16 protein-coding genes and 1 pseudogene are annotated in these 15,794 nt (G+C 49.8%); 8 read left to right on the top strand and 9 right to left on the bottom strand.

Going from position 1 to position 15,794, the window contains the following annotated elements; translation table 11 throughout:
* Nucleotides 1-31: 31 nt before the first annotated feature.
* The 5 genes from dnaK to NC996_RS07010 all read left to right on the top strand — a co-directional run bounded on the left by dnaK (nucleotide 32) and on the right by NC996_RS07010 (nucleotide 5,043).
* Nucleotides 32-1,990, top strand: a complete 1,959-nt coding sequence (gene dnaK, locus NC996_RS07030; RefSeq protein WP_190689688.1) for a molecular chaperone DnaK — start codon at nucleotides 32-34, stop codon at nucleotides 1,988-1,990.
* A gap of 101 nt (nucleotides 1,991-2,091) precedes the next feature.
* On the top strand, nucleotides 2,092-3,216 hold the full coding sequence (dnaJ, locus tag NC996_RS07025) for a molecular chaperone DnaJ (RefSeq protein WP_190526929.1): 1,125 nt from the start codon (nucleotides 2,092-2,094) through the stop codon (nucleotides 3,214-3,216).
* On the top strand, nucleotides 3,216-3,491 hold the full coding sequence (locus NC996_RS07020) for a sulfurtransferase TusA family protein (RefSeq protein WP_190427803.1): 276 nt from the start codon (nucleotides 3,216-3,218) through the stop codon (nucleotides 3,489-3,491). Before dnaJ ends, NC996_RS07020 begins: the two co-directional genes overlap by 1 nt.
* Complete coding sequence (gene rsgA, locus NC996_RS07015) at nucleotides 3,488-4,660, top strand: small ribosomal subunit biogenesis GTPase RsgA (protein WP_190689575.1); 1,173 nt, start codon at nucleotides 3,488-3,490, stop codon at nucleotides 4,658-4,660. The genes NC996_RS07020 and rsgA overlap by 4 nt, the downstream gene beginning before the upstream one ends.
* Nucleotides 4,661-4,677: 17 nt before the next feature.
* A complete protein-coding gene (locus tag NC996_RS07010; protein WP_199303333.1) occupies nucleotides 4,678-5,043 on the top strand; it encodes a type II toxin-antitoxin system prevent-host-death family antitoxin in 366 nt (121 codons plus the stop codon).
* Here NC996_RS07010 and NC996_RS07005 read toward each other — a convergent pair.
* The 6 genes and pseudogenes from NC996_RS07005 to NC996_RS06980 form a co-directional block, all read right to left on the bottom strand.
* Nucleotides 5,006-5,257, bottom strand: a pseudogene (locus tag NC996_RS07005) (alpha/beta hydrolase); the annotation flags it as partial. The gene NC996_RS07010 and the pseudogene NC996_RS07005 overlap by 38 nt on opposite strands.
* A gap of 293 nt (nucleotides 5,258-5,550) precedes the next feature.
* Nucleotides 5,551-6,612: an NAD(P)-dependent alcohol dehydrogenase gene (locus tag NC996_RS07000; protein ID WP_190413822.1), complete on the bottom strand. Its 1,062-nt coding sequence runs from the start codon at nucleotides 6,610-6,612 to the stop codon at nucleotides 5,551-5,553.
* A gap of 224 nt (nucleotides 6,613-6,836) precedes the next feature.
* Entirely contained in the window at nucleotides 6,837-7,631 is a 795-nt protein-coding gene (locus NC996_RS06995) for an SDR family oxidoreductase (RefSeq protein WP_190689572.1), read from the bottom strand.
* Nucleotides 7,632-7,654: 23 nt separating this feature from the next.
* Nucleotides 7,655-8,749, bottom strand: a complete 1,095-nt coding sequence (locus NC996_RS06990; RefSeq protein ID WP_190526917.1) for an alpha/beta hydrolase — start codon at nucleotides 8,747-8,749, stop codon at nucleotides 7,655-7,657.
* A gap of 83 nt (nucleotides 8,750-8,832) precedes the next feature.
* Nucleotides 8,833-9,360, bottom strand: a complete 528-nt coding sequence (locus NC996_RS06985; RefSeq protein WP_199300422.1) for a cyclophilin-like fold protein — start codon at nucleotides 9,358-9,360, stop codon at nucleotides 8,833-8,835.
* Nucleotides 9,360-9,863, bottom strand: a complete 504-nt coding sequence (locus tag NC996_RS06980) for a cupin domain-containing protein (protein ID WP_190689685.1) — start codon at nucleotides 9,861-9,863, stop codon at nucleotides 9,360-9,362. The genes NC996_RS06985 and NC996_RS06980 overlap by 1 nt, the downstream gene beginning before the upstream one ends.
* 360 nt (nucleotides 9,864-10,223) lie before the next feature.
* On the opposite strand from NC996_RS06980, the gene NC996_RS06975 reads away from it, so the two are divergent.
* Nucleotides 10,224-11,207, top strand: a complete 984-nt coding sequence (locus NC996_RS06975) for an AraC family transcriptional regulator (protein WP_190413815.1) — start codon at nucleotides 10,224-10,226, stop codon at nucleotides 11,205-11,207.
* Nucleotides 11,208-11,572: 365 nt separating this feature from the next.
* On the opposite strand, the gene NC996_RS06970 is transcribed toward NC996_RS06975, so the two are convergent.
* The gene (locus NC996_RS06970; RefSeq protein WP_348259980.1) at nucleotides 11,573-12,466 is read right to left on the bottom strand and encodes a class I SAM-dependent methyltransferase; all 894 of its coding nucleotides are present in this window, start codon (nucleotides 12,464-12,466) and stop codon (nucleotides 11,573-11,575) included.
* A 338-nt stretch (nucleotides 12,467-12,804) separates the two neighbouring features.
* On the opposite strand from NC996_RS06970, the gene NC996_RS06965 reads away from it, so the two are divergent.
* Nucleotides 12,805-13,200: a hypothetical protein gene (locus NC996_RS06965; RefSeq protein ID WP_190678255.1), complete on the top strand. Its 396-nt coding sequence runs from the start codon at nucleotides 12,805-12,807 to the stop codon at nucleotides 13,198-13,200.
* 326 nt (nucleotides 13,201-13,526) lie between these two features.
* Here the strand turns inward: NC996_RS06965 and NC996_RS06960 are convergent, their stop codons facing one another.
* A complete protein-coding gene (locus NC996_RS06960) occupies nucleotides 13,527-13,748 on the bottom strand; it encodes a helix-turn-helix transcriptional regulator (protein WP_190413812.1) in 222 nt (73 codons plus the stop codon).
* 118 nt (nucleotides 13,749-13,866) lie between these two features.
* On the opposite strand from NC996_RS06960, the gene NC996_RS06955 reads away from it, so the two are divergent.
* Nucleotides 13,867-14,322, top strand: coding sequence for a hypothetical protein (locus tag NC996_RS06955; protein ID WP_190689562.1), 456 nt, complete (start codon nucleotides 13,867-13,869; stop codon nucleotides 14,320-14,322).
* Nucleotides 14,323-14,391: 69 nt separating this feature from the next.
* Here NC996_RS06955 and NC996_RS06950 read toward each other — a convergent pair whose 3' ends face one another.
* Nucleotides 14,392-15,771: a serine/threonine-protein kinase gene (locus tag NC996_RS06950; RefSeq protein ID WP_190689559.1), complete on the bottom strand. Its 1,380-nt coding sequence runs from the start codon at nucleotides 15,769-15,771 to the stop codon at nucleotides 14,392-14,394.
* Nucleotides 15,772-15,794 lie beyond the last annotated feature (23 nt).

Raw genomic sequence — 15,794 nt, 5'->3', positions numbered from 1 at the left:
CAAATCCTGTAAACCTTTACTACAGCTAGCTATGGGAAAAGTCATTGGCATCGACTTGGGCACGACCAATAGTTGCGTGGCTGTTTTAGAGGGGGGTCAACCCATCGTCATCTCTAACACAGAAGGAGGGAGAACGACCCCAAGTATCGTGGGATTTGGCAAGGGCGGCGATCGCCTAGTTGGTCAACTAGCGAAACGGCAAGCTGTCACCAATGCCGAAAATACGGTATACAGCATTAAACGCTTTATTGGTCGCCGCTGGGATGACACTGAAGTAGAGCGATCGCGCGTGCCCTACACCTGTATCAAAGGTCGCGATGATACCGTCGATGTCCAAATTCGGGGACGCAACTACACCCCCCAAGAAATCTCAGCGATGATCCTGCAAAAGCTAAAGCAGGATGCAGAAAACTTTCTTGGCGAACAGGTAGACCAGGCAGTCATCACCGTACCTGCCTACTTCACAGACGCCCAAAGGCAGGCGACGAAAGATGCCGGTACCATTGCCGGACTGGAAGTTTTACGGATTATCAACGAACCCACGGCAGCTGCTCTTGCCTACGGCTTAGATAAACAAGATGAAGAGCAGTGCATTCTGGTGTTTGACTTAGGGGGCGGCACCTTCGACGTTTCCGTACTCCAATTGGGTGACGGTGTTTTTGAAGTTAAAGCTACCTCTGGAAACAACCATCTAGGCGGAGATGACTTTGACAACAGCATTGTCCGCTGGATGATCGAAAACTTCAAACAGCAAGATTCCATCGACCTGGGAACCGACAAAATGGCTCTCCAGCGGTTGCGAGAGGCAGCAGAGAAAGCCAAAATCGAACTTTCCAGCATGGGCAGCACCTCCATCAATTTGCCATTCATCACCGCCGATGAAACCGGGCCAAAACATTTAGAGATGGAACTTTCCCGCGCCCAGTTTGAAGAACTCGTCAACCATTTGGTGGAAGGTACCATTGAGCCTGTAGCTCAGGCGATCAAAGACAGCGGTTTGACAGCCAATGAGATTGACCGGATCATCCTGGTGGGAGGTTCAACTCGAATTCCTGCCGTTCAAGATGCGATTAAGAAGTTTTTTGGTGGCAAAGCACCCGATCGGTCGATCAACCCGGATGAAGCAGTGGCGCTGGGAGCAGCGATCCAAGGAGGCGTCTTAAGCGGCGAAGTCGAGGATCTGCTGCTATTGGATGTTGCCCCCCTAAGCTTGGGCATTGAAACCTTGGGAGAAGTGTTTACAAAAATTATTGAGCGCAACACCACAATTCCCACGACGAAATCCCAAGTTTTTTCCACCGCCACCGACGGACAAACCAGCGTGGAAATTCACGTCTTACAGGGTGAGCGGGCGATGGCGAAAGATAACAAAAGTCTTGGCAAATTCCTCCTAGCAGGAATTCCCCCCGCTCCCAGAGGCATCCCTCAAATTGAAGTGTCCTTTGAAATTGGCGTTGATGGAATTCTCAAAGTATTGGCTCAAGACAAAGGCACTGGGAGAGAGCAGAGTATCCGGATTAGCAATACCGGCGGCTTGAGTGCCAGCGAAGTCGAACGGATGCGGCACGAAGCTGAAACCTATGCCGAAGAAGACCAGCGTCGGATGCAAGTAGTGGAGCTGAAAAATCAGGCTGATAGCCTGTTCTACAGCTATGAATCGACGTTAAATGATAACGGGGAGCTGGTTGCAGAGGATATCAAAACGCAGGCAAATAAGAAGGCTACAGCGGTGCGAGCGGCGCTGGCTAACCCCTCAATTAGTGTTGAGGAGATCAAACAACAGATTGACGATTTTCAGCAGACACTGTTTGCGATTGGTGCTGCCGTGTACCAGCAAGCCAGCGGACGCGAGACACCGGATGATTACGAAAGCCTGGAAAGTGGCATATCTCCAGAGTTTAGTGAAGCGCCTGACTCCACACCCGATGACGATGACTTTAGATTTGATGACGATAATACCGTTCAGGCTGACTACGAGCCAGTTGACTAAATCAAATAAAAATAAAAAAGGAAAAATGAAAAATTGAAGGATATCTAAAGTTTTCATTTTTCCGTTCCCCTAACCCTTAACCCCTAAAGAAGCAGCGTTCTATGGCCCGCGACTACTATGAAATTCTCGGGGTCTCCCGTGACTCAGACAAAGAGGAAATTAAGCGTGCCTATCGCCGTCTGGCCCGGAAATATCACCCGGATGTCAATAAAGAGCCAGGGGCGGAAGAACGCTTTAAAGAAATTAATCGAGCATACGAAGTCCTTTCGGAACCAGAAACCCGGACTCGCTACGATCGCTATGGAGAAGCCGGAGTGGCTTCTGGTGTCGGAGCTGGCCCAGACTTAGGCGATATTGGTAACTTTGCCGATATTTTTGAAAGCTTCTTCAGTGGGTTTGGGGGTGCCGGGGGTCAAACGGCTGCTCGCAGACGTAGCGGTCCCGTTCGCGGTGACGACCTGCGGTTAGATTTAAAGCTGGAATTTCGGGAAGCCGTCTTTGGGGGCGAAAAAGAAATCCGGATTCCCCATCTAGAAACCTGTGCTACCTGTAGCGGTGCAGGTGCCAAGCCGGGAACGCGACCGCGAGCCTGTCCGACTTGCAGTGGTTCCGGTCAAGTGCGTCGTGCGACACGGACTCCCTTTGGTAGCTTTACCCAAGTCTCTGTCTGTCCCACCTGTAACGGTGAAGGGCAGGTAATTGAGGACAAGTGTGAAACTTGCGGAGGCGTCGGTCGCAAACAGGAGACGAAAAAGCTTAAAATTACTATCCCTCCAGGGGTAGATAATGGAACCCGGCTACGCGTTTCTAAAGAAGGAGACGCTGGTCTGCGCGGTGGGCCTCCGGGAGATTTGTACGTCTATTTGTTTGTTGAGGAAGACGCAGAGTTTCATCGGGATGGGATTAACGTCCTGTCAGAGATTAAGATTAGCTACTTGCAGGCGATCTTAGGATGCCGTCTGGAAGTGAATACAGTAGATGGGCCGGTAGAGTTAACAATTCCGGCGGGAACGCAACCGAATACGGTGCTGACGCTAGAAAATCATGGCGTACCCAAACTAGGGAACCCAGTCAGCCGGGGAGATCACCTGATTAATGTAGGAATTGATATTCCCAATCGGATTACGGCTGAAGAACGGGAACTGCTGGAGAAGCTGGCTAAAATCAAAGGCGATCGCACTGGGAAAGGCGGTTTAGAAGGATTTTTAGGAGGGTTGTTCAAGTGATCGACAATCCAGCGACTGCAACGGATGTGCCGGACGCTCAGCTGGACTTGCGGGGGACGCCTTGCCCGATTAATTTCGTTCGCACTAAACTCCGCCTGGAACAAATGGCACCCGACACCTTATTAGAAGTTTGGCTAGATCCGGGTGAGCCAATTGAGCAGGTTCCTGATAGTTTAGCGATGGCGGGCTACACAATTGAAGAGACGCGATTCATTGCGTCTGAAGACCGCACAGGCTTTTTTGCCCTGAGGGTGCGGCGTCCAGCTTCCCTATGAGTTCTGTACCACCTCCGTCGCTACCGCCGACAGGAGAGGAGAGGGAGCAGAAATTTCCAGATCCGGTTGATCGGTTGGAAGAATCTTCGCCGTTAATTGGGACGGTGGTGGCTGTGCAGGCGAATTTCTATCAAGTGCGACTAGACCTCAGTAGTTTGGAGTTGGAAGCTGACACCCCGCCGATAACTCCCTTTCTCCTGTGTACTCGTCGGGCAAGGCTGAAAAAAATAGGTCAGAAGGTGATGGTAGGCGATCGCGTTCTGATTGAAGAAGCTGACTGGGCAGGTGGACGGGGAGCGATCGCCGAAGTTTTCCCCCGCACAAGCGAACTAGATCGTCCTCCAGTGGCAAATGCTCAGCAAATTCTTCTCGTTTTTGCCCTAGAAGAACCTACGTTGGATGCCTATCAATTGAGTCGTTTTCTGGTAAAAGGAGAGTCTACTGGCTTAGAAGTCTGCCTTTGCTTAAATAAAAGCGATTTAGTGACAACTGACCAACTCAACCAATGGCGCGATCGCTTGCAAGGGTGGGGCTACCAACCGATATTTATCAGCGTCCACACAGATCAAGGTCTAGAAGAATTCCAGCATCAGCTAAATCATAAAATTACTATTTTTGCGGGTCTTTCTGGCGTCGGGAAATCGAGCATTGTAAACTATCTTATTCCCAGCGTCAATCTGCGCGTCGGAGAAGTTTCCGGCAAACTCAGCCGAGGGCGTCATACGACGCGACACGTTGAATTGTTTGAATTACCGACAGGCGGGTTCATTGCAGATACCCCTGGCTTCAACCAACCAGACTTGGATGCGACTCCGGAAGAGTTAGTGCATTATTTCCCAGAGGCACGGCAGCGCTTAGCGGTAGCCCGATGTCAATTTAGTGATTGCCTGCATCGGGATGAGCCGAATTGTGCGGTACGAGGGGATTGGGAACGTTACGAGCATTATCTAGATTTTCTGAAAGATGCGATCGCTCTTTCTACTCATCTGAACCAACAAGCCGATCCCGACGCCACCCTGAAAATGAAAACGAAGGGTAAAGGGCACAGTCAATACGAACCCCGGTTGGAAGCAAAAAAATACCGTCGTCCTTCCCGGCGCACTCAACAGCAGGCACTTGACCAAGTGTATCAAGACACGGATTTTTCAGAAAAGATGGAAGATGAATAAAAAAGAGGGTTAGATTTATGCAGCAAATCGATCTCGCTGCGGCATCTCAACCTCTGCCCAAATTAATTGAGGTGGCACTTCGTGGTGAAGAAATCACGATCTCGAAAGACAACCATCCTGTTGTCAAATTAGTGCCAGTGTCGCCCCTGAAGCGTCGTCCTCAGTTTGGGAGTGTACAAATTCTCCATCGACGGACATCGCATGTCCAATTACAAACGAAGTCGCATCCGAATCAAGCCAAAGAACCGCTTCGGGGATTTCGTCAGGCTTACTCGTTGTCACGTCGCTCTCCGGAGTTGAGCTTCCACGGAAGGTGGTCGCAAACGGGCGCTCGATCCGACGACCGCTCTCGCCCCAGAAAGACAAATCGAGGGACAAGGTGACGAATCCCTGCTCAGCCAGCTTTTGGGCATACAGATTTGCGCTCTGTTCTTTGACTGCGCCCATTGGGTGCCCGACTATGATTGCCGGATTCTTGGTGTTCTGATCTAAGGCTTTGGGAATGAAGAGATTCCCAGCAACCTGCATATTGTATTGGTTTCTGAACGTAACCTTCTGCACCGTCACCTTGTCGCTCCTATAGAAGTTGTCTGCCCCCTCGACCACAGGGGACTGCTACACGGGTGCTTGGGGGCTATTACGCCAGACGTGTGTTTTGTCGAGTGCAAATGCCGCCGTTGCGCCGATTGCACTCATCAAGAGGGTTGGTATTAGAACGCGGTGTTTCATTGATTTGTTCGTATGTGTGGGTTTATCTAGCGGGTTAGCTTCGGTTCGACGCGCCTGCCTTCAGCGGGGCTATGTCGATGACGAAGCGATAGCGCGCGTCCTTGTTCACCAAGCGCTCGTAAGCGCGTTTGCATTGGTACTCCTGCGAAGTTTCACCTCGGTTATTCAGATTTCAGAGAAGCCATATCAATTACAAAGCGATATTTCACATCGGACTTGAGCAGTCGCTCGTAGGCTTCGTTGACCTTCTGGATGGGGATGACTTCAACATCGGCGGTGATATTGTGTTCACCGCAAAAGTCGAGCATCTCTTGGGTTTCGGCGATGCCGCCGATCATAGAGCCAGAAAGACTGCGGCGACTCATAATCAGACTAAATGCCGCGACATCTAGAGGCTTTTCAGGCGCACCAACCAGGGTGATGTTACCGTCGAGGTCCAGCAGGTTGAGATAAGCATTAATGTCGTGCTTGGCGGCGACGGTATCGAGGATAAAATCGAAGCTACCAGCGTGCTTTTGCATCTCGTCAGCATTGCGGGAAACAACAACTTCATCGGCACCCAGGCGGAGCGCGTCTTCTTTCTTGTCGGGGGACGTGGTAAAGACAACAACGTGCGCTCCCATTGCATGAGCAAGCTTCACGCCCATGTGCCCCAATCCGCCCAGACCGACCACACCTACTTTCTTACCCTCTGTAACTCCCCAATGACGGAGTGGCGAATACGTGGTAATGCCTGCACACAGGAGCGGTGCAACTCCAGCTAGATCGAGGTTTGGGGGAACGCGCAGCACGAAGCGTTGATCGACAACAATGCTATTGGAATAGCCACCATAGGTAACTGGAGCGGTCTTGTGCTTGTCTGGGGAGTTGTAGGTGAAGATCGCATTTTGGCAAAACTGCTCAAAGCCAGCCTTGCAATTGGGACAGTGACCATCCGAATCGACCATGCAGCCAACTCCCACTAGATCGCCCGACTTGAACTTGGTCACTGCTGAACCGACTTGAGTGACCCGTCCAACAATCTCATGACCGGGAACGATCGGGTAGGTTGTGGACATGAAATCGCTCCACTCATCCCGCACTGAATGGAGGTCGGAGTGGCAGATGCCACAGAAGAGAATTTCAATCTGAACGTCGTGCTCGGTTGGATCGCGCCGTGCGATCGTGTCGGAGGCCAGCGGTGATGTTGCACTGACTGCGGAGTAAGCTTTGGCGTTGTACATAAATTGATGCTCCAATCTGGAAGATAAGCTGGTTTACTTCTACTCGGTCTTGAATCTGTCCTGGTATTGTTCGTTGCTGACCTTTTCCATCCAGTCTAAGGGCTTGGCGTCGAGTACCTCCTGAGTAGCGATATGAGTCATCGCCGTTGGCGGTGAAGGAGACGATGGCGACAATGCTTTATTGTCGTGCGTTTAGGGTTCGATCGGGTTGGCGTTGCACATCACTACACCGTTTGACCGCCATCGACGACCAGGGCGTGCCCAACAGCGAAGGAGGACGCATCCGAACACAGCCAGATGACGGCATTGGCGATCTCTTCGGGTTGACCCATCCTGCCAATTGGTTCCTGCGAGATCACTCGTTCTCGTCCTTCGGGAGTGCCGCCGCTGAAGCGATCCATCATCGGGGTGTCGATAATTCCGGGGCATACAGCATTGATGCGAATGTTCTGCGCGGCGTAGTCGAGAGCCGCCGCCTTGGTCAGTCCGACCACGCCGTGCTTTGCAGCCACGTAAGCCGCTTGACCTTTGAAGCCTTTGACTCCAGCACCTGAAGAGGTATTCACGATCGCGCCACCCCCTTGCTTGAGCATCAGCGGGATTTCGTGCTTTAGGCACAGGAACACGCCGCGCAGGTTGATGTTGACGATGCGGTTCCACTCCTCCTCTGTAAGGTCGGCTGTCGCCGCTATCTTCTGTTCCACGCCAGCGTTGTTGAAGGCAAAGTCCAGTCGCCCGAAAATCTCAATGGTCTTATCCAGAGCCGCCTTCACGTCCTCGGCTCGCGTCACGTCGCACCTGATGGCGATTGCCTTCGGCAGCAGCGAAGCTCCCGCCCGCCCGTCGAGTTCCTCAATTATGCGGACTGTTTCTTGATTGCCTTGTTCTGAAATGTCAGCGACCACCACGTTAGCGCCCTCACGGGCAAATGCCAGCGCTGTCGCTCGACCGATGCCGTTCGCTGCTCCGGTGACAAAAGCCACCTTATCTGTGAAGTTTCCATTCGAGTTGAGTAGCATATATTCTCCTGCCAGTTTCTCGCTTACCGACTGAGGTGCTGATTGAAAAAGGATGCAAGCTTGTCCCACGGGATAAGGTTCACCCGGTCGTACAAATCGACGTGTCCCGCGTTCGGAACGATATAGAGATCCTTTGGCTCGGCTGCGCGTTTGTAGGCATCTTCGCTGAACTCCTTAGAATGTGCATTGTCACCCGTGATGAACAGCATGGGACGAGGCGAAATCGTTTCAATGTCATCGAACGGGTAAAAGTTCATGAATTTGACGTTGCTGGTAAGCGTCGGATGCGTTGTCAGTTTCGGCGACGAACTTTTGGGGGTGTATTCGCCCCTAGGAGTGCGGTAAAAGTCATAGAACTCACGCTCAATGGGGGTAGAGTTCTCATTGAGTTCATGCACGGTTCCGCTTGTGTATTTGGTCTCGCCGCCCGTGAACTCCGCATAGCGTTGCTGGGCCGCCTCTGCGATCCATTTCTTCCTTTGTTCCAGGGTCGTAGAATGCTTAAGCCCGTTGCGAGCGGCAGCACCCATGTCATACATACTGACCGTCGCAATAGCCTTCATGCGCGGGTCGATCTTGGCGGCGCTGATGACGAAGCTCCCGCTGCCGCAAATCCCGAGAACGCCAATCCGATCCCTGTCAACGAATGGTCGAGTGCCCAGAAAATCGACCGCAGCACTGAAATCCTCGGCATAAATATCCGGCGAAACAACGTTGCGAGGCTGCCCCTCACTCTCGCCCCAGAAAGACAAATCGAGGGACAAGGTGACGAATCCCTGCTCAGCCAGCTTTTGGGCATACAGATTTGCGCTCTGTTCTTTGACTGCGCCCATTGGGTGCCCGACAATGATTGCCGGATTCCTGGCGTTCTGATTCAAGGCTTTGGGGATGAAGAGAGTCCCAGCAACCTGTATGTTGTATTGATTTTTGAATGTAACCTTCTGCATGGTCACCTTGTCGCTCTTATAGAAGTTGTCTACCCCCTCAACCACAGCGGACTGCTGCACGGGTGCTTGGGATATCTTCTTACGTGAGACGTGTGTTTTGTCGAGCGCAAATGCCGCCGTTGCACAGATTGCACTCATCAAGAGGGTTGGTATTAGAACGCGGTGTTTCATTGATTTGTTCGTATGTGTGGGTTTATTTAGCGGGTTCACTTTGGCTCAATAGCCGTCGCAAGCAGTTTCATTTCGTACCCTCTTTACTGCGATCGCAACTCGATCGTCACTTTTACAGAACCAGGCACATTCAATGCCTCGATGTCACCGTCAATTTTTCCGAGAATAATGAGTCCGTTTGAGTATCCAAAATCGTTGTAATACATCGCCAAATTCCCCCAGGGAGCGTAATAAGCAATATCTCCAACCGCAGGATCGCTGCCCGGAGGTGCATCTTCTGTGGATAATCGTCTTGGCAAATCACTAATTTTTTCGGTGTTTGCGTAATCTTTTAGCGTCAGTGTTAATGGCAGCAGGGAAATAAAATCCTGAGTGGTTTTGCTGTCAATCAAGGTGGCTGTTACGACCTTGTTTCCGATCTGGATGTTGATCTTCATCCTGTTTGCCTGCTCGGTTGATAGTTCAGTTGGTATCTCTGACGGGGCATTTCTGGTCATACTATTGTCGGCACGGCAGGCTGAGGAACTCAGGGACATCGCCAGGGCGAGAAGCAAAATCAGCATTCGCTTCTGACCGTTTTTTACTTTGGTGGGAAACCCTCTTAAAAGCATCAGGATCTCCCTTCATACTGCTCGTCGCTGACCTGTTCCATCCAGTCCACAGCGGTGCCGTCGATCGCCTCCTGAATGGCGATGTGAGTCATGGTTGTGGTGGCTGTGGCTCCGTGCCAGTGTTTTATGTCCGGTGGAATCCAGACGACATCACCAGGTTTGATTTCCTGAATTGGTTCACCCCATTGCTGAACCCAGCCAACTCCAGCCGTCACAATCAGAGTTTGCCCCAGGGGATGGGTATGCCATGCGGTTCGGGCACCTGGCTTGAAGGTGACACTTGCACCAGATGCACGGGATGGATCGTGTACCGGAAAAAGAGGATTGATACTCACAGAACCCGTGAAATATTCGGCTGCTCCTTCGGTGGAAGGCTGCGAACCATTCCGCGTGATTTCTACGCTCTGTGGGCGATCGCCAGATGAGACTTGTGTATGACCTGCCTGTGCAAACCCCAAAGCCAATAAGGAAAATGCCATAACAGGCATCGTGAGCCGTTTCATTTCTGTTCCTCCATGTTTGTGCTTAGTCATGCAAAGCTTTCCCACAGCGACCGATGCCTGCCGTGGATTTGAGGATGCTTCTGGTGCAATTCTGAGAAGCGCTTGACCAAATAAACCTGAGTGTTCTCTTGAAGAGAAATCCAGACGCTTACAAGAAGCCGGAATCACGTTTCATTGCTTTAACCTCATTCTAGGAATCTTGAAAGGCAAGCAATAGGACGATTGTCTAGGATGGTTGTACAATCCTGCAAACTTGCACCGCTTTCGATTCAAGCCGCGCTAGATTCTTATACAGGCTTAGCTGCCAAACCCTTTCTAGACCTTGATGTGTCTATAAATCGATTTGAACGGACATCAGAAATGAACGCTGCAAGAACGAGTGAAAAGTCCGATAGAGCGTTGATGAATAACCCTCAGGCAAAGCGTGAAGCAGACCGAGCGCAAGCCAACCGAGAGGAACTAAGGGAGCGAATTGCCCAAGCGATTCGTCAAGATGGAGCGATCGAGCTGCTCAAAGGATTGCACTTCTATCGCACCTCGTCTCCTTCGGAATGCTTTCATAGTGTCTCTATTCCTGCCTTTTGTGCGATCGCTCAAGGCAGCAAAGAAGTGCTGCTAGGCAGCGATCGCTATCAGTACGATCCGATGCACTATCTGCTGGGGACGGTCGAACTGCCGATTGCCAGCCAAATTCTAGAAGCAACTCAGGAAAAACCGTACCTGGGCCTTCGTCTCGATCTCGACCCTACCCTCGTTGGCTCAGCTATGGTTGAGGCAGGCTATCCCTCAGTGCAACGGGGTGCTAGTGTAAAAGCGATCGACGTGAGTCCGTTGGATGCAGACCTGTTGGATGCTGTGGTGCGGCTTGTCAGGCTTCTCGATTCTCCTGCCGAAACCCATGTGCTTGCACCCCTGATTAAACGGGAAATTATCTACCGACTCCTAATGGGAACGCAAGGAAATCGGCTGCGTCAGATTGCCGTTTTAGGTGGCTACACTCACCACATCGCTAGAGCTGTCGATCGACTTCGCAAAGACTTTAACCAGCCGCTTCGGATTGAAAGCATCGCACGCGATCTAGGAATGAGTGTCTCAGGCTTTCATCATCACTTCAAGTCGGTCACTGCTATGAGTCCCTTGCAGTTTCAGAAGCAACTACGGCTTCAAGAGGCTCGCCGTCTGATGCTGGGGCAAAACCTTGACGCTAACAGTGCTGCCTACCATGTGGGTTATGATGACGCCTCGCACTTCAACCGGGAATACAAGCGGCTCTTTGGTGCACCACCGATGCGTGATGTGGAGCGGCTGCGAGAAGCTGCCAGGGAGACTGCTGGTTCAATATGACTCTTCAAGACTCCTAATCTTGCCAGAAGTCGCTAAAAAGTTTCTACCGGATAGATGTTCTAATTCGTTATAGGGCATTTTAACTCCCTCTTGCCGTCCTTCTTCCTAAAGTTTTCCCGATTCTCCTTTACCTTGATCGCTAACTGGCACATTGCTTTCCTATTTATGCAGGAGGTCTAAGGATGACACTCTATAGACAATGTTACGGTACGTGCCCACCGAGAAACGAAGCAGGCTAACTATCATTTCATCAGACTGATACAATCTGTTTAACTCCTTTAATTCGGGCAATTATCGCTCTTTTGTTGCTCGCGTTAGAGTAAAATTTAAAACTCTTGCATCAAAGGAATTTGACCAATTTAGTATTAGCGTCGGGCTGACCAGTTGCGTCTATCTACTTTGGCACCGCCTAATATATCCACGCTTCCAATAATGGTGTTGTCAGAAATGCGCCCATTAAACTGCATGGTTACTAGCTTCCCTTGCTTCGGCTGTGTAACTTTAAAACTCAGTTGGTCGCCTGTTAATTTCGCCTGAGTAATCGGCATTTCCTCATTGCTCATTCTCACCGTTCCTGTAACTTCTTGGAACTGTTGACGTAATTGCAGCGTGTAGGGGTTTTTGCTGCCAACGGATTGCATATTCCATTGCCAGGTTCCTGTTACCTGTGCTGGAATCACCCAATAGAAAACTCTATGAATGCGAGAACCGACCCGCAATACTTCAGTCCGATCGGGTTTCCATTCCTTCATGTCGAACTGGTGAGATACAACGGGCGTTCCGGGTTTGAGTTCGCGCAGCAGTTTCGGTCGCAGTTGGACGTTCACTTTAGGCAGCAGGTAAAGCGTCACCACGGTAGCCTCGCTGAGGTCGGTTTGGAACAAATCTTGCTCGACAAACTTTACGCGATCGCTCACACTGGCTAATCTAGCTTTTTCGTTACTTTCCTGAATTAGTCGGGGGTTAATCTCGAAACCGACACCCTTCGCGCCAAATTCCTTCGCGGCTGCGATAACCAGCCTGCCATCGCCAGAACCTAAATCGTAGACGACATCATCTTGAGTGACGTCAGCCATCTTTAGCATTGCTGTCACCACCTCGTTAGGTGTTGGCACATAAGGCACATCAGTCTGCGATCGCACCCCCTCCGGCAAGGGTGGAGGTTGAGCTTGGGAGACGGGTAGCGATCGCCCTTCCTGCCAGAGGAAGAGGCTGCTAACACCCGCACACAACACCAAAAAGCCAAGGATTCGCTTCAAACGCATAGCAACTGATGACCTTTGTGAATGTGACGCTTCTCCTTATCTTGCCAGAAGCGATCGCTTGTGAACACTTGGATTTAGAGAGAGCGATCGCTTCCCATCACTCGTCTTTTACAAATCTTACAAACCGCTATAAATTACTTTTGGCTACAAGTTGCCAGTCTCGACCCGAGAGAAGACATTTCCACAATTAAAAATGAAGAACCCACGTCCCCATTAAGATAGAAATTAAGCGATCGCATCCAAGGAAGATGTCCTGCTGGTACATCCAAGCTGGAGGTAAGTGAAATAGATCACCAGTACGTTTTTACTACAGGTTTGGAGAAGGTTCAATAATGGTATTAGTTAAAGGCTTTTATGATGACATCCACTTCACTGAAAGTAATATTAGTGGATTTAATATTGTGGGCAACGACCTAATGATCGATATACATTCTGGTCTAGAAATTTATCCTCCTCATCCCTTTGCAAATAGCCATACAATGTCAGCTCCCTGTTGCTTAATATTTAAAAATGTAGTGTCATCCCAAAGAACTTTCTCTATTTATGCAGGAGATCCCAAAAAAGATGGATTCAAAGAAACTAAGAAAGTTTTTGATAAGGTAAGTGAGCCTGAACCTAATAAAGCTTATGAAGAATATGGTGTGGAAGGAGTATTGCTAGAACCAAAAGCATGGATTAGCTGGAAGATTATTGCTGAGGAATTTTCTGTTGATAATTTAAAGGAATAGCATAAATTCTGCTGAAAGTTTTAATTTTTACTTACCCCTAAGTTACTAGCAACAGCATAGGAAAACTATAGTGTTTTAGCGAACCAAAGCTTCTAAAATGAATCTGGATGTTGCTTACTTAGAGGCTTTGGTATCACCTATCTTGCTAAAGATAGGTGATACCAAAGCCACCTTCGCCTAATTCTTTCTCGATGGCGTACTTACCATCATGTAGTTTTTGTCCTGCTACCCAAGGCATTTCCTATAATTCCGAGACGCTTGGGTTCATTTTGGCACAGTATCAAGAAAGCGATCGCTCACTTAAACTTTATTGAATGTTACGCCGCTTATTCTTGTACCACTTCCAACAAATCTTCAATTAACACATCAAAAGTTCGCGCTAACTTTCGTAAAGCCGCTAAGTCAGCCATCACCATTCCCGGCGACACTGCATAAGTTTTGATGGTGCTGTAGGAGACTCCGGAACGTTCGGAAACCTCCTTCAGCGTCCAGCCTTCCTTGGCGGCAAACTCCCTAATCCGCAACTTTATTAACTCTGTTCTTGACATAGAGTTTAAATTTCGACTAAAATATTTTATCCAGTAAAAAGCGATCGCCCTTTGGCGTCGGAAACTGAAGAGCGATCGCTAATTCCACAAAAACTCCATGATATTGGAGTTAATTATTATGATATCAAGCTCACAGCCTGAAGCAAGGGTTGTTCATCAATTGGCTCGGTTTGTGACGAAAGAAGCGATCGCGCTTTTGCTTAACCTCAACCCCGAACAGATATATCGGATCGACTGCTGGCAATATGTCATCCACGTTGTTGGCAAAGGCGTGAGTACGTTTGTCAGCTATGCGGATTTGCCACCCATTTTAGGCGCAGAGACACCCACTATCAAAGATTTCCTCAGATGGCGCAAGCGTTGGAGAAAGCATCAATATAAAGCCCCCGGCTTTTGGGTGAAATTTTACGAGCAGAAACTAAACACAGCCCCTTCCTTGGCAGAAATGTACAGATGGGGGGAATTGCTGAGCGTCATTAAATCTGTGCTGTCAGAGGCTCAATTGCAGCGGTTGCGGAGTCTCTACGCCCAGAAAAAAAAAGCAATGGAAAATTTTCAAATTCAACTTGTTTAAGAATTAATTTCCAGAAATCTTGAGAACCAGCTGCTTCAAAACAAAGCGATCGCTCTTGAGTTGATCCGCTTACAAATCGGGACGCGCCAGCAGCGACTCGCCAACCGTTACAAAACAACCCCAAACACCCCCCGAACCCCCGACTCGCCACCCAGGAAGATGTCCGGGGAGAGCATCCAAAGTGAAATTGAGGTCATTCCACCACAACCAAGTTTCGTTAACGCGCCAACCCACGCGATCGCCAAACGTGACAAAATTATTTCCACACTCTTGGTAAATGCGCTTCTGGACACTCAAGCCAAAGCGTCCGTTGCTGTAGTTTACCCAGAGAGTATCGATGGTGCGTAAATCTTCCCCTGGAAACGATTCAATGTGTTCGTAATCCAGCCATTCTTCGTCCCGACGGGCTACCTTCAGCATAATCGCCGCCGTTTCCATATCGGCTTCTCTCCACTTCCCTGCTGCTAATAAATCCCGCAATTGACGGTAATTTTCCCCCGCCTCCGGACTCAGCTTGTTGTGAGAGTCTGAAGAGACAAACATTGTCGTGGGAAGCGTGGTGTCAGACGTAGTAATGACTGATTCAACGTTTCGGATGGGTAACGTCGCCGCATCTTGATTGAGACTGCTGAAATTAAATAAATCCAACCAAGCTTGCACGGAAGCAGGACGATTCTCTGGTTCAAACTCCATCCCGTAGAGAATTGCCAGCTCAACGCGATCGCTAATACTAGAATTAATTTGTCTCGGTGCCTCTAAGGGAACTTTCGCCGCTCTGGCAAAAGCCGGAGTCGGGCGCTTTCCCGTGAGTAAATAATACAGAGTTGCAGCGAGGGCGTAGACATCCGTATACTCGCCTCGCCTCGCTTCCTCAGCATATTGCTCAATCGGTGCAAAACCGTGGGTTAAAGCTTGAGTATGAGCTTGGGTAGTATCCCGGATAAACTCCCGTGCAATCCCAAAATCAATCAAAACTGCCTCTAATTTTCCAGAACGCAGCATGATGTTGTGCGGCTTTACATCCCGATGCAGCAACCCTTTATCGTGAACGACGGTAAGCGCTTCACCAATCTGCTGAATGTAGCGCAGTGCTTCTATTTCCGACAGCAGTCCCCACCTGTTCACCCACTTCCATAAATCTTCCCCTTCCACATACTCCATCGCCATACAGGGAAGCAAGCCTTCCTGAAAAGCATTGTCAATCTGCACGATATGCGGATGACGACATAAGGCTAAGCGTAGCGCCTCATCTCGGAAATCCCGCTGAAATTTATCCCGGAAAGAAGCGAGTTCTGGGTTGTTGAGGACATCGTCCTTCAGCGTCTTGATGACAACTTGATTGCCTTTTCTGTCTTTAGCAAGATAGGTAATCCCAACACCACCCTGACCCAGCGGTCTTTCGATGATATAGCGATCGCCGTATAACCTCTGCCCAGCTGCCCAAGCCATAGCTTACGAAAGACTCCAAGACG

Source organism: Trichocoleus sp. ST-U2, from assembly GCF_039961875.1.
Lineage (GTDB): Bacteria > Cyanobacteriota > Cyanobacteriia > Cyanobacteriales > FACHB-T130 > FACHB-T130.
Note: the sequence above shows the minus strand (reverse complement) of the source record. Positions and strands in the feature narration are given on the sequence as shown.

What these genes read in the sequence shown, in the direction of transcription:
- dnaK (WP_190689688.1), top strand. Translation starts at nt 32, where the DNA reads ATGGGAAAAGTCATTGGCATCGACTTGGGCACGACCAATAGTTGCGTG.
- NC996_RS07010 (WP_199303333.1), top strand. Translation starts at nt 4,678, where the DNA reads ATGCAGCAAATCGATCTCGCTGCGGCATCTCAACCTCTGCCCAAATTA.
- dnaJ (WP_190526929.1), top strand. Translation starts at nt 2,092, where the DNA reads ATGGCCCGCGACTACTATGAAATTCTCGGGGTCTCCCGTGACTCAGAC.
- NC996_RS06955 (WP_190689562.1), top strand. Translation starts at nt 13,867, where the DNA reads ATGATATCAAGCTCACAGCCTGAAGCAAGGGTTGTTCATCAATTGGCT.
- NC996_RS06960 (WP_190413812.1), bottom strand. Translation starts at nt 13,748, where the DNA reads ATGTCAAGAACAGAGTTAATAAAGTTGCGGATTAGGGAGTTTGCCGCC.
- NC996_RS06965 (WP_190678255.1), top strand. Translation starts at nt 12,805, where the DNA reads ATGGTATTAGTTAAAGGCTTTTATGATGACATCCACTTCACTGAAAGT.
- NC996_RS06985 (WP_199300422.1), bottom strand. Translation starts at nt 9,360, where the DNA reads ATGCTTTTAAGAGGGTTTCCCACCAAAGTAAAAAACGGTCAGAAGCGA.
- rsgA (WP_190689575.1), top strand. Translation starts at nt 3,488, where the DNA reads ATGAGTTCTGTACCACCTCCGTCGCTACCGCCGACAGGAGAGGAGAGG.
- NC996_RS06975 (WP_190413815.1), top strand. Translation starts at nt 10,224, where the DNA reads ATGAACGCTGCAAGAACGAGTGAAAAGTCCGATAGAGCGTTGATGAAT.
- NC996_RS06980 (WP_190689685.1), bottom strand. Translation starts at nt 9,863, where the DNA reads ATGAAACGGCTCACGATGCCTGTTATGGCATTTTCCTTATTGGCTTTG.
- NC996_RS06990 (WP_190526917.1), bottom strand. Translation starts at nt 8,749, where the DNA reads ATGAAACACCGCGTTCTAATACCAACCCTCTTGATGAGTGCAATCTGT.
- NC996_RS06995 (WP_190689572.1), bottom strand. Translation starts at nt 7,631, where the DNA reads ATGCTACTCAACTCGAATGGAAACTTCACAGATAAGGTGGCTTTTGTC.
- NC996_RS06950 (WP_190689559.1), bottom strand. Translation starts at nt 15,771, where the DNA reads ATGGCTTGGGCAGCTGGGCAGAGGTTATACGGCGATCGCTATATCATC.
- NC996_RS07000 (WP_190413822.1), bottom strand. Translation starts at nt 6,612, where the DNA reads ATGTACAACGCCAAAGCTTACTCCGCAGTCAGTGCAACATCACCGCTG.